This is a genomic window from Allgaiera indica (assembly GCF_900106675.1).
GTDB classification, from domain to species: domain Bacteria; phylum Pseudomonadota; class Alphaproteobacteria; order Rhodobacterales; family Rhodobacteraceae; genus Acidimangrovimonas; species Acidimangrovimonas indica.
Genome location: NZ_FNOB01000008.1, coordinates 1 through 12,392 on the forward strand (window position 1 = coordinate 1; position 12,392 = coordinate 12,392).

The window sequence follows — 12,392 nt, forward strand, 5'->3', positions numbered from 1 at the left end:
CTTGGTGTTCATGCCGCCCTTTGTCCGGCCAATCAGGCGTCCACGCCCCCCTTTTTCACGCCCATGCTGGTCGCTGTTCGGTGTGCCTTCAGGTAAGTGGCGTCGATCATCACAGTCTTCTTTTCGCCATGCTCGGCGGCCAGACCGGCCATCATCCGGGCGAAGATGCCCTTGTCACTCCACCGTTTCCAACGGTTGTACAGCGTCTTGTGCGGCCCATAGGCAGCAGGGGCATCGCGCCACCGTAAACCATTGCGATTGATAAAAATAATTCCACTCAACACGCGCCGATCATCAACGCGGGGTTTGCCGTGTGACTTGGGGAAGAAGGGCTCAAGACGCGCCATCTGCGCATCCGTCAGCCAGAAGAGATCAGACATGTTCACCGCTCGTTTTTCGAACTGTGAATCACGCGGCCAACCGGAAATCAATGGGTCCTGACCCTAGGCAGTGCGCGCAGTCGGCCTTCGGCCACCTTCTCGCACTGCCGTTCGCCGGGGGCTGCGCCCCCGGACCCCGGCGCCGCTGACGCGCCGCCAGGGACGCGCGCCGCCCTCCCTGACCCGCCCGGGGCCGTCCGCCGGAGCAGGGTCATCGTTCCGCACTCCCCCTGCACCCCCTGCTCGAAGGGGCGTCGCTCGCCACTGCCCTTCACCCCTGGCCGCCGTCCGCGGGACCGAGGGGCATTCGCCACCCCTCTGGACACCCCCGGCGTCTCCGACGGCTCGGGGACCGTTCCGGACGCCCCGAGGCCCCGGCTCCCGGGGGAGGTCGTTCCGCATTCCGCCCCCGAACCCCCACCTGCTCGCGCCGCCGAACCGGATCCCGCCAAAGGGGAAGTGCTGAAGCGGGCGTCGGCACGGCAACCCAACCGGAGAAACCAATGTCTGATGCCACCACCGCTGAGATCGCCCAGACCCCTGCGACCAACTGGCGTGACCACCTCGCCTGGGGCGATGTCGTCGCCTTCCGTTTCCCCCATTCGGAACGCGACGACAGCTACCGCCCGAAAGTCCGGCCCTGCGCCGTCCTCGACGTCGTGAGCTTTGCGGGCCGGCGCTTCGCGACGCTTGCCTACGGCACCACCGCCGACAGCAAGGCGAACCAGGACTATGAGACCCGGGTGACCCGCCCCGAGGCCCTGGCCGCGATCGGCCTCGACAAGCCCACCCGCTTCGTGGGCTCCCGGCGCATCACGGTCTCGCTGAACAACCCGGGCTTCAGCCTGGGCGAGTGCGGCACGCCGATGCTCGGCCAGATGATCGGCGCCGATCGGGAGCGGCTGAACGCGGTTCGTGCCCGCCTCTTCGCCGAGGCCGACATGGCCGCAGAGCACCATGCCGAACGCCGCCGCGAGCTTCGGGATCGCCGCAAGGCCGATCGTGCGCCGCTGCCGCCCGTCGTCGAGCTTCGCCGTCCGCGCGCGAGCGCGGCTCCCGCAACGACGGGCTGTTGCGCAACACCCTCTACATCGGGATCGCGCGGCTCGGGCAGACGCATCGCCAGGACGATCCCTAGACCGGCAAGCGCAAGGTCACGGCCACGCCGGAGGAGGTCATCGAAGCTCAGATCCCTGAGCTCAGGATCGTGCCGCAGGAAGACTGGGACGCGGCCCAGGCCCGGACCCTCGAGAGTGCGGAAAAGGGGAAGGCGGCGGGCAACGCCCGCGCCGCCCATCGCAGCCGCTATCTGCTGTCGGGGCTGATGGTCTGCGACTCCTTGCGGCGCGCCCTATGTCATGTGCGGCAAGACCCGCTACGGCTGCCAGGGCAACCGCGATGGCAGCTGCACGAACAAGGTGACGATCCGCCGCGACCGCATCGAGAACCCCGTCTCCAACCGCCTCCGCGAGGCGCTGCTGGCGCCGGCGTTGACCGAGGCCTTCGAGGCCGCGATCCAGGCGGAGCGCAAAGCGCTGCGCAAGGGCGACCCGGACCAGCCGGTCAAGCGGCTGCGCAAGCAGCATAAGGAGTTGAAGAAAAAGCTCGAGTACTACTTCAGGGCCATCGAGGACGGCATGCTGTTCGAGCAGGTGAAGGACCGGATGAGTGAGATCAAGCTCGCTGCCGCCGAGGCCGAGAGCCGCGAGGCCAAGGCCCCGCCGCCCGACCCGGTCGTGGCCTACGAAGTGGTGCTCCGACGACTGGAGGAGCTCTTGGGCCACCCGGACTTCGTCCACCAGGCCCACGAGCATCTGGACGCCCTGATCCATCGGATCACGCTCAGGCCAGATCCCACAGCACCGGACGGCATGGCTGCCGAGATCCTTTGGGATCTCGGCTCTTTGCTTTCCGCCGGAGGCTATGGGGCTGCGTGGGCCAGTCGTTTCAGATCCAACCCGCAACTGACGGTCGGGTCAGGGGGCAGCGCCCCTGCTGCAGAAACCGCAACAATAGGGCCCCCGCGGGGACCCTTCGTTCCCCTGTCGGCCCCGGCCCTCAGCCCAGCGCCGCGGCTTTCACATCGGCGTCGATATAGGGGACGTACTGGGCGAAGTTGTCGGCGAACATCTTCACCAGCTTGGCGGCCTGACGGTCATAGGCCTCCTTGTCTCCCCAGGTGCGCCGCGGATCGAGCAGCACTTCCGCCACCCCCTCGGCCCGGACCGGCACGTCGAAACCGAAGTTCGGATCCTTGCGGAACTCCACCTCGTTCAGCGACCCGTCCAGCGCCGCCGTCAACAGCGCCCGGGTCGCCCGGATCGGCATCCGCGACCCGACCCCATAGGCGCCGCCGGTCCAGCCGGTGTTGACCAGCCAGCAAGACGCCTGATGCGTCGCGATCTTTTCCTGCAACAGCTTGCCGTAGACCTCGGGCCGGCGCGGCATGAAAGGCGCGCCGAAGCAGGTGCTGAAGGTCGGCTCGGGCTCGGTCACGCCCTTCTCGGTGCCTGCCACCTTGGCGGTGAAGCCCGACAGGAAGTGGTACATCGCCTGCGCCGGCGTCAGCCGCGCGATCGGCGGCAGCACGCCGAAGGCATCGCAGGTCAGCATGATGATGTTCCTGGGATGCCCCGCCAGCCCGGTCTCGGACGCGTTCGAGATGAAATGCAGCGGATAGGCGCAACGCATGTTCGCAGTCTTCGAGATGTCCTCGAAATCCAACTCCAGCGTCTCGGGGTCGGTCACCATGTTCTCGATCACGGTCGAGAACTTCGTCGTGGTGGCATAGATCTCGGGCTCGGCCTCGGGGCTCAGGCTGATGGTCTTGGCGTAGCAGCCGCCCTCGAAGTTGAAGCTGCCGGTATCCGACCAGCCGTGCTCGTCGTCGCCGATCAGGGTGCGCGCAGGGTCGGCCGACAGCGTGGTCTTGCCAGTGCCCGAAAGACCGAAGAACACCGCCGCGTCGGTCGGGTCGTTCGGCGCATGATTGGCCGAGCAATGCATCGGCATCACACCCTTGCCGGGCAAGATGTAGTTGAGCAGCGTGAATACCGATTTCTTGTTCTCGCCGGCATATTCGGTACCGCCGATCAGGATCAGCTTCTTGTCGAAGTTCAGCGCGATCACCGTGCCGCTGCGGCAGCCATGCCGTTCGGGGTCGGCCTGGAACGAGGGGCAGTTGATGATGGTGTATTCAGGCTCGAACGCGTCCAGTTCCGACCGTTCGGGACGGCGCAGCATGTGGCGGATGAAAAGCGCGTGCCAGGCCAGTTCGGTCACCATGCGCACGTCCAGCCGATGCGCAGGGTCGGCGCCGGCATAGAGGTCCTGCACGAAATAGTCGCGCCCCTGCATATGCGCCAGCATGTCGGCCTGAAGGCGGTCGAAGGCCTCGGGCGTCATCGGCTTGTTGTTTTCCCACCAGATCGTGTCTTCGACCAGGGGCGTGCGGACCACGAACTTGTCCTTGGGCGAGCGCCCGGTATGCACGCCGGTATCGGCAAGCAGCGTGCCGCCAAGGCCGATCTTGCCCTCGCCGCGCTTCACGGCCTGCTCCATCAGCGCAGGTTCGATCAGGTTGTAATAGACGTTGCCCAGCCCTTCGATCCCCTGGGTCTCAAGGCCTTTGGCCGGGTTCACATGTCCATTGGTCATCTGCAGGCTCCCGATGCCGTGGCGGCGGCATTCACTTTGGTCAGCATGCGGCGCCCTGTCGTACCGCGTGGCGCCGATCGGCCCCCGAGGAAGCCGACACTCGCCCTATAACACGCGTCCGAAACGATGGAACAGCGGGCTTGGGTGTCGTTAGCGCAACCAATGATACGATAGCGCCACCATCGCGGGAAGGTGAGGCAAATTAGTCAAAGATTTGGAATTTTCGCCTCTTCTGGACCCGCCCGTGCAGGTGATTCGCAGTTTCCAGTTGATTCCGCATGTCGGAAAACCGACAATATGGCAAAAAGCAGGCAATCAGAGCAGTATAGGGGATTGGTGAAATGTCGAGGATCGCGCTTGTCGACGATGACAGGAATATCCTGACATCGGTCTCTATGACCCTGGAGGCAGAGGGGTTCGAGGTCGAGACATACAACGATGGTCAGTCCGCGTTGGACGCGTTCAACAAGCGGCTGCCGGACATGGCCGTGCTGGACATCAAGATGCCGCGGATGGACGGGATGGATCTGCTGCAGCGGCTGCGGCAGAAGACCTCGATGCCGGTGATCTTCCTGACCTCGAAGGATGACGAGATCGACGAAGTCCTGGGCCTGCGCATGGGCGCCGACGACTATGTGAAGAAGCCCTTCAGCCAACGCCTGCTGGTCGAACGCATCCGCGCGCTTCTGCGCCGGCAAGAGGCGATCAGCACGGGCGAGGTCGCGACCACCGAAGACACGAAGGTGATGGAACGTGGCAGCCTGACAATGGACCCGCTGCGCCATGCGGTGCTGTGGAAGGGCATGGATGTTTCGCTGACGGTGACCGAATTCCTGCTGCTTCAGGCGCTTGCGCAGCGGCCCGGCTTCGTGAAAAGCCGCGATCAGCTGATGGACATCGCCTATGATGATCAGGTCTATGTCGATGACCGCACGATCGACAGCCATATCAAGCGTTTGCGCAAGAAGATGCGCTCTGTCGATCCGGAATTCTCGGCGATCGAGACCCTTTACGGCATCGGCTACAGATACAACGAAGAATGACGCTGACCTCACGGATCGATACTGTAGAGCCGGCCCCGGAGAAGAAGAAGGCCGGCGGCCGCGCCGACGTTCTGCTGGGCGAGGACTGGGTCGCCGCGGATGGCGACAAGGAGGCGCGTGACAGGCGCCGCCGGTCGGGGTTCGTGTCGCTCAATCGTTCGCCCCTGGCGCGCAAGATCATTACCTTCAACCTGATGGCGCTGATCCTGCTGGTCGCGGGGGTGCTCTACCTCAACCCGTTCCGCGACAGCCTGGTACAGCAGCGCGAAAACGCGTTGGTGGCCCAGACCCGGTTGATCGCCACGATGATCTCGGGCGGCCTGCCGGCGGCGGATCAGTCCGGCGCCGCCCCCTCGACCGACCAGATCGCCCAGCGCGCCTCCGCAAGCCTGGCGCATGGGGTGGAATTGTTCGTCTACGACGCGGACGGGCTGCAGGTGACCAAGGCGGTCGGCCAGGCGCAAAGCGCGCTGCTGACGAAGGATGCGTTGCACCGCAACACCGTCATCACCGGCTTCCTCAACTGGGTCTGGGACGGGATTTCCAGCGTGCTGACGCCCGATCGCGCGCCGCGGCCCGGCTATAATGCCGCCGATCAGGCCCGCGCGCTGTTCGCGGCGACGGTGAAGGGCAGCACCCAGGTGAATACCGGCACCGATGGTCACGGCAACACGATCTTCGCGGTCGCCACCCCCATCGTGCATCAGGGCAAGGTGATCGGCGTCGTCGCCACGGCCTCGGCCGCGGGCGAGTTGGACCGCCTGGTGCGCTACGAGCGCGAGCAGGTGCTACAGATGTTCGTCATCGCCATCCTGGTGTCGATCGGGCTGTCGCTGGTGCTGGCCTCGACCATAGCCAACCCGCTGTCGGACCTCGCGGCCGCGGCGGAGCTGGGCCGCGACCGCCAGGCCCGCAAGATGAGCCCGGCGCGGGTCCGCATCCCCGACCTGGCCGCCCGCCCCGACGAGATCGGGCGCCTTTCGATCGCGCTGCGCGGCATGGTCGCGGCGCTTTATGACCGGATCGAGGCGAACGAGCAGTTCGCCGCCGACGTGGCGCATGAAATCAAGAACCCGCTGGCCAGCCTGCGTTCGGCCGTGGCCTCGATGAGCGTCGCCAAGCGCGAGGACCAGCGTGAGAAGCTGCTGAGCGTGATCGAACATGACGTGCGCCGCCTGGACCGGCTGGTCAGCGAGATATCGAACGCCTCGCGGCTTGACAGCGAATTGGTCAAGGAAGAGGAAGAGCGTTTCAACCTGCTGAAAATGTTGGGCAATATCGGTGACCATCTGGGCAGGCAGGCCCAGGAGAAGGGGGTGGATTTCATTACCGACCTGCCGTCGCAGCCGATCATGGTACACGGGCTGGAACAGCGGCTGGCGCAGGTCTTCGTCAACCTCATCTCCAACGCGATCTCCTTCTGCGAAGAGGGCGACGCGGTCCGCGTCTGGGCCCGCCAGCGCGAGAACCGGGTGCTGATCGTGGTCGAGGATACCGGCCCCGGCATTCCCGACCAGGCGCTGGGCAAGATCTTCAAGCGCTTCTATTCGGAACGCCCCGCAGGCCAGTTCGGTGACCATTCCGGCCTGGGCCTGTCGATCTCGAAACAGATCGTAGAGGCCCATGGCGGCGTCATCTGGGCCGAGAACATCCGCCCCACGGATGCCGACGTCACCTCTGACCCGCTGGGCGCGCGCTTCGTCGTGGGCCTGCCGGTGTGAGCGCGGCCAGGACACCCGGATCAGGACCGAGGCTGGAACCCGGGTCCGAATCGGGGCCGGGATCGGAAGACGAACCTATCCTACATGCCTCATGCGTGGCGCTCGACGGACGCGGAGTGCTGATCCTGGGGCCCTCGGGGGCGGGCAAATCAGGGCTTGCCTTGCAGCTGATGGCGCTGGGCGCACGCCTGGTCGCCGATGACCGTACCCGCCTAAGCGCGCGCGCGGGCAGCCTGATCGCCCGCGCGCCCGCCGCCATCGCGGGCCGGATCGAAGCCCGCGGCCTTGGCATCCTCGCCGCCGACGCCGTGGGCGAGGCCGTGGTCGCCCTGGCGGTCGATCTGGGCCAGACCGAAACCGACCGCCTGCCGCCCGACCGCCGGCTGACGCTGATGGGATGCACAGTGCCACTTTGTCACGGGATCTCGAGCGGCCATTTCCCTGCCGCGATCGTGCAATATCTTCGGGCGGGACGGATCGCATGAGGCCCACAATGGCAGCCCAGGAAACCGGACATCGTGTCGTATTGGTCTCCGGCCCTTCGGGCGCTGGCCGTTCCACGGCGATCTCGGCGCTCGAGGATCTGGGCTTCGAGACCATCGACAACCTGCCCCTCAGTCTGATCCCGCGCCTGCTGGACGGCCCCCCGCTGGAGCGCCCGACAGCGCTGGGCATCGACGTGCGCAACCGCGATTTCAGCGCCGCCGCGCTGATCACCCTGATCGACCGGCTGACCGAACGCCCCGAGATCGCGCTGGAACTGCTTTACCTCGACTGTAGCGAGGACGAGTTGATCCGCCGCTATTCCCAGACCCGGCGGCGCCACCCGCTGGCCCCGGACGAGAACCCGGCGGAAGGTATCCGGCGCGAGGCCGATCTGCTGACCCCGATCAGGACGCGCGCCGACGTGCTGATCGTCACCACGGACATGAGCCCCCACGATCTGCGCGCCGAGCTTGAGCGCTGGTTCGGAAGTGGCGAGGGCCCGCGAATGGCCGTCTCGGTTCACTCGTTCTCCTACCGTCGGGGGGTGCCGCGCGGGGTGGACATGATCTTCGACACCCGCTTTTTGCGAAACCCCCATTGGGAGGCCACGCTGCGCGCCCTTGATGGCCGCGACCCCCTGGTTGCCGCCTATATCTGGCAAGACCCGAACGCGCAGGCCTTCTTCGACAAAATCATGGAACTGCTGGCGATCACCATGCCGGCCCAGGTCGACGAGGGCAAGCCGCACCTGTCCATCGGCTTCGGCTGCACCGGTGGCCAGCACCGGTCGGTCGCGATGGCGGAAATGCTTGCGCAGACGCTTGCGGATCAGGGCTGGGCGGTGGCAAAACGGCATAGGGAGCTTGAGCGCCGGGGCTCTGCAATCACCGGCACGGAGGAGCGTTCTTGATCGGAATCGTGATCGTCGCACATGGCGGGCTCGCACGGGAATATCTGGCTGCGGTCGAGCACGTCGTCGGCGCCCAGACAGGCATCCGCGCGATCACCATCGAGAACGATCACGATCGCAGCGCCAAGCAGGCCGAGATCATCCGCGCCGCCGACGAGGTCGACGATGGCACCGGCGTTGTCGTGGTGACCGACATGTTCGGCTCTTCGCCCTCCAACCTCAGCCTGCCGGCCTGCGCCGGGCGCGACCGCCGCATCCTTTACGGCGCAAATCTTCCCATGCTGGTCAAATTGGCGAAATCACGCCGTCTTCCGGTGACCGATGCCGTCAGGGCCGCTATGGAAGCGGGACGAAAATATATAGATAGCATGGAGATCGGCGGAGGGGACCAAGATCCATGACCACGAAGACCATCCAGATCATCAATGAAAAAGGCCTGCACGCCCGCGCCTCGGCGAAGTTCGTCGAAGTGGTCGAGGCGCATGATGCCGAGGCCGAGGTCTCGAAGGACGGCATGTGCGTGTCGGGCGATTCGATCATGGGCCTTTTGATGTTGGCAGCGCCGCGCGGAAGCTCTATTGAGATCCGAGTCAGCGGACCTGAGGCCGAGAAGTTGGCCGATGCGCTGGAAGCTCTGGTTGCCGACAGGTTCGGGGAAGATTTCTAATCGGGTATCAATTCAAGAAACCCCGTGGGACGGTTCACCTGTGACGGACCATAGCCAAGAAAACCACAACTTCATCGGTGACCCCGACTACAAACCCTATGAGAAGCGCAGGCTTTCCTACGCGGGGACTTTCACCAATCCGTGGAAATCGAACGCCATCCGCGCGATCGAGATGGCCACCGGAAAGCTGACGCTGCTGCATCTGATCCGGCAGTTCGAAGCCCGGGGTCCGGCGCGGGGCCAGGAATTCTGGGATCGCACGCTCGAGGTGATGGGGATCGCGTTGCGAACACCCGCCGAACAGATCGCGCGGATTCCGAAGGAAGGCCCCGTCGTGGTGGTCGCGAACCATCCGCACGGCCTGGTCGATGGGCTTGTGATGGGGTGCCTCGTGGGCCAGGTCCGCCAGGATTTCAAGATCCTCACCCGGTCGCTCCTGACCGGGATCGAGGAGATTTCCTATCACATGGTGCCGGTTCCCTTCCCGCATGAAGAGGACGCCCAGAAGAAGGGCCTGGAGATGCGCCGCCATGCGATGGACCATCTCAAGGACGGCGGCGTGGTGATTCTGTTTCCCTCCGGACAGGTCGCGGCCTCGGAAACCTGGTTCGGCCCCGCGGTCGAGGCCGAGTGGAACCCCTTTACCGCGAAGATGGTGCTGCGCAGCGGCGCGGCGGTGCTGCCGATCTTCTTTCCGGGGCAGAATTCGCGCTGGTACCACATTGCGAACAAGCTGTCGCCGACGTTGCGCCAAGGCCTTCTTCTGCATGAAATCGCACATGCGCTGAACAAACCGCAAGCGCCGGTCATCGGCGCCCCAATTCCCCCGGAAGAGATCAGCCCCTGGACCACCAATCCCAGGGGTTTCATGTCCTGGCTGCGCGAGCGCACCCTGGCCCTGCGCGAGACATAAGCCGTCTGTCCGTACGGCCCCAGAGGCCGAGCAAATTCGCCTTGCGCTCGGCGATGTCCGCGCGGGTTCGGATCCAATTGCCGAATTCACCGCGCCGAATTGCTGCGCCGCGGCGTTTATTTTATCTCATTGAGATATCATGAATTTTGACCGAGCATTCGTGATCCAATAAGAGATCACCAATTCTCCCATATATTCAAATCAATGTGAGAATTGGCAATTAAGCAAATTTGATCGAGATGATGGGCCGTCGCGTGCTAGCGTTTCGAAAAACAAGTCAACGAGCAGCAATCGTTGTGACGCCGGATCAAATTGTCCGCCAGAGGAGGAGACCCAAATGAAATTGACTTCGCATATGCGCAAGCTCGCCCTGGGTGCGACCGCGCTCAGCAGCCTTGCGCTGCTCGGCACGGCCCTGCCGGCCGCCGCTGCCATCAAGGGCCCGATCAAGATCGGCGTGATCGGCGAGGCCTCGTCGGTTGCCGGCGCGGCCATCATCAACGCGTCCAAGCTGGCGGCCGAGAACATCAACGCCCATGGCGGCATCAACGGCCACAAGGTCGAGGTCATCACCTACGACGACCATTCCTCTGCGTCGGACGCGGTCAGCGCCTTCAAGCGCCTGGCGACACAGGACAAGGTCGATGCCATCGTCGGCAGCTACATGAGCGAGGTCGTGCTGGCGCTGGAGCCCTGGGCCGCGCGCCTGCACATGCCCTATATCTCTCCCGGTGCGGCCAGCACCAAGATCCCGCTTCAGGTGCATGAGCATTACAACCAGTACAAGTACACCTTCCAGGGCTGGCTGAACTCGGCCTTCCTGGCGCAATCGGTGTGTGACTTCACCAAGGATGTCTTCGTCGACAAGTACCACATGAAGACGACGGTGATCATGAGCGAGGACGCCGCCTGGACCGCGCCGCTGGACGCGACCTACAAGAAATGCCTGCCCAAGGTCGGCGTGAAGGTGCTGGACGAGATCCGATTCAACCCCGACACCAGCGATTTCACCCCGATCTTCAACAAGATCGAAGGCTTGCATCCGGATTTCATCACCACCGGGATCAGCCATGTCGGCGTGCGCCCCACGGTGCAGTGGCATGACCAGCAGGTGCCGCTGGCGATGACCGGGATCAGTTCGCAAGCCAGCACCTCGACCTTCTGGAAGGACACCAACGGCGCGGCCGAAGGCGTGCTGACCCAGACCGGGGCGACCCCCACCGTGGCGATCACGCCCAAGACCATCCCCTTCGCGAAAGCCTACGCCAAGGCCTATGGCGACAGCCCGTCCTATGTGGGCTACGCCGCCTATGACGATGTCCATGTGATCGCCGACGCGATCAAGCGGGCCAATTCGACCAATCCCGACAAGATCGTCTCGGCGATGGAGAAGACCGATTACGTCGGCACCGTCGGCCGGATCCAGTATTACGGCAAGGACTCGATCTACGCCCATGGCCTGAAATACGGCAAGGGCCTGGTCACCGGCCTGTTCATCCAGTGGCAAGACGGCAAGCAGGTCGCCGTCTGGCCGGACAAGCTGGCGGACGGAAAGATCAAGTTCCCCAGCTTCGTAAAGCTTCCCACCGCCACGCATTGATCGCGACGGCGGCCCCGGCATCCCGGGGCCGCCTCGGACCGAATGCCCGGGCCCGGCGGTTGATCCAACCTCCACCCGGGTCCTTCCTTCGCATTGGAATATCAGGGGCGCGCACGGCGTCCGGCGGGAGACAGCATGGTTGCGATACAGATATTGATAGATGGTTTCGTTATCAGTGCGCTCTATGGTCTCGGCGCGATCGGCTTCACGCTGATCTTCGGCGTCACCGGGGTTCTGAACCTGGCCCATGGGGGCATCATGGTAATCGCCGCGCTGGTCGGCTGGTACGCGGCCAACCAGTTCGGCCTTGATCCTTATGCCGCGGCGGCGGTCGGGGTCCTGGCCGGGATGATCGCGGCCTTCATCACCTATTTCGTGGTGATCCGCCCGATCCAGCAATCGCGCACCATCCCCAGCGACGAGACCGAGATCTTCATCCTTACCGGCACCCTGCTTTGGGGGGTGATGATCCAGGAAGGCCTGGCCTATCTGTTTTCCGACAACCCCGTGACGATGAAGCCGCTGTTGCCCGGCGTGGTCTATATCCTTGGCGACCGCACCCCGATCAACGAGATCATGATCGGGATCCTGTGCTGGGTCGTGATCGGCCTGCTGTGGCTGGTGGTCTACCGCACCAAGATCGGCAAGCCGCTGCTGGCGGCGTCCGAAAATCCGCGCGCCCTGGGCCTTCTGGGCTTCGAGATGTCGCGCATCTACCTGTTTTCCTGGGCGATCTACGGCATTCTCGCCGGGGTCGCGGGGGTGCTGCTGGCTTCCTTCCTGGGCGTCAGTTCGGCCAGCGCCGGAAGCCTGACGGCCAGCGCCTTCTCGATCGTGGTGCTGGGTGGGCTCGGCTCTGTCTGGGGGTCGCTGATCGCGGCTTATGTGGTGGGCTATCTCGAGACCATCACCGCCTATCTGATTTCGCCGCAACTGCGCCCGATCCCGGCGTTGATCGTGCTGGTGCTGGTGGTCTACCTGCGCCCGCAGGGCATCCTGGGCCGCCGGTAAGGAG

Annotated in this window: 11 protein-coding genes and 1 pseudogene; 10 read left to right on the forward strand and 2 right to left on the reverse strand. The window is 64.5% G+C overall.

Annotation, left to right across the window (positions count from 1 at the left end; genetic code table 11):
• Positions 1–380 (reverse strand): annotated as a pseudogene (locus BLV97_RS08655) (IS5 family transposase); the annotation flags it as partial.
• Positions 381–883: 503 nt separating this feature from the next.
• Between BLV97_RS08655 and BLV97_RS08660 the strand changes: the two are divergent.
• Entirely contained in the window at positions 884–1,705 is an 822-nt protein-coding gene (locus BLV97_RS08660) for a hypothetical protein (RefSeq protein ID WP_092164025.1), read from the forward strand.
• Positions 1,706–2,438: 733 nt separating this feature from the next.
• Here the strand turns inward: BLV97_RS08660 and BLV97_RS08665 are convergent.
• Positions 2,439–4,037 carry a phosphoenolpyruvate carboxykinase gene (locus BLV97_RS08665; protein ID WP_035844652.1) on the reverse strand — a complete coding sequence of 533 codons (1,599 nt, stop codon included), beginning with the start codon at positions 4,035–4,037 and terminating at the stop codon, positions 2,439–2,441.
• Between the two features lie 341 nt (positions 4,038–4,378).
• On the opposite strand from BLV97_RS08665, the gene BLV97_RS08670 reads away from it, so the two are divergent.
• The 9 genes from BLV97_RS08670 (at position 4,379) to BLV97_RS08710 (ending at position 12,388) form a co-directional block, all read left to right on the forward strand.
• On the forward strand, positions 4,379–5,080 hold the full coding sequence (locus tag BLV97_RS08670) for a response regulator transcription factor (RefSeq protein WP_035844654.1): 702 nt from the start codon (positions 4,379–4,381) through the stop codon (positions 5,078–5,080).
• A complete protein-coding gene (locus BLV97_RS08675; RefSeq protein ID WP_092164026.1) occupies positions 5,077–6,801 on the forward strand; it encodes a sensor histidine kinase in 1,725 nt (574 codons plus the stop codon). The genes BLV97_RS08670 and BLV97_RS08675 overlap by 4 nt, the downstream gene beginning before the upstream one ends.
• A gap of 116 nt (positions 6,802–6,917) precedes the next feature.
• A complete protein-coding gene (locus BLV97_RS08680; RefSeq protein ID WP_244520998.1) occupies positions 6,918–7,286 on the forward strand; it encodes an HPr kinase/phosphorylase in 369 nt (122 codons plus the stop codon).
• Between the two features lie 8 nt (positions 7,287–7,294).
• A complete protein-coding gene (gene rapZ / locus BLV97_RS08685) occupies positions 7,295–8,197 on the forward strand; it encodes an RNase adapter RapZ (RefSeq protein ID WP_035844662.1) in 903 nt (300 codons plus the stop codon).
• Complete coding sequence (locus BLV97_RS08690; protein ID WP_035844665.1) at positions 8,194–8,598, forward strand: PTS sugar transporter subunit IIA; 405 nt, start codon at positions 8,194–8,196, stop codon at positions 8,596–8,598. The genes rapZ and BLV97_RS08690 overlap by 4 nt, the downstream gene beginning before the upstream one ends.
• On the forward strand, positions 8,595–8,864 hold the full coding sequence (locus tag BLV97_RS08695; protein WP_035844673.1) for an HPr family phosphocarrier protein: 270 nt from the start codon (positions 8,595–8,597) through the stop codon (positions 8,862–8,864). Before BLV97_RS08690 ends, BLV97_RS08695 begins: the two co-directional genes overlap by 4 nt.
• A 40-nt stretch (positions 8,865–8,904) precedes the next feature.
• Positions 8,905–9,777 carry a lysophospholipid acyltransferase family protein gene (locus BLV97_RS08700; protein WP_035844675.1) on the forward strand — a complete coding sequence of 291 codons (873 nt, stop codon included), beginning with the start codon at positions 8,905–8,907 and terminating at the stop codon, positions 9,775–9,777.
• Positions 9,778–10,114: 337 nt separating this feature from the next.
• Positions 10,115–11,377: an ABC transporter substrate-binding protein gene (locus BLV97_RS08705; RefSeq protein WP_051646185.1), complete on the forward strand. Its 1,263-nt coding sequence runs from the start codon at positions 10,115–10,117 to the stop codon at positions 11,375–11,377.
• Between the two features lie 135 nt (positions 11,378–11,512).
• The gene (locus BLV97_RS08710; protein ID WP_035844677.1) at positions 11,513–12,388 is read left to right on the forward strand and encodes a branched-chain amino acid ABC transporter permease; all 876 of its coding nucleotides are present in this window, start codon (positions 11,513–11,515) and stop codon (positions 12,386–12,388) included.
• Positions 12,389–12,392 lie beyond the last annotated feature (4 nt).

Bases quoted from the DNA above. Each gene is read 5' to 3' on its own strand.
- BLV97_RS08660 (WP_092164025.1), top strand. From the start codon at position 884: ATGTCTGATGCCACCACCGCTGAGATCGCCCAGACCCCTGCGACCAAC.
- BLV97_RS08665 (WP_035844652.1), bottom strand. From the start codon at position 4,037: ATGACCAATGGACATGTGAACCCGGCCAAAGGCCTTGAGACCCAGGGG.
- BLV97_RS08670 (WP_035844654.1), top strand. From the start codon at position 4,379: ATGTCGAGGATCGCGCTTGTCGACGATGACAGGAATATCCTGACATCG.
- BLV97_RS08675 (WP_092164026.1), top strand. From the start codon at position 5,077: ATGACGCTGACCTCACGGATCGATACTGTAGAGCCGGCCCCGGAGAAG.
- rapZ (WP_035844662.1), top strand. From the start codon at position 7,295: ATGGCAGCCCAGGAAACCGGACATCGTGTCGTATTGGTCTCCGGCCCT.
- BLV97_RS08695 (WP_035844673.1), top strand. From the start codon at position 8,595: ATGACCACGAAGACCATCCAGATCATCAATGAAAAAGGCCTGCACGCC.
- BLV97_RS08705 (WP_051646185.1), top strand. From the start codon at position 10,115: ATGAAATTGACTTCGCATATGCGCAAGCTCGCCCTGGGTGCGACCGCG.
- BLV97_RS08710 (WP_035844677.1), top strand. From the start codon at position 11,513: ATGGTTGCGATACAGATATTGATAGATGGTTTCGTTATCAGTGCGCTC.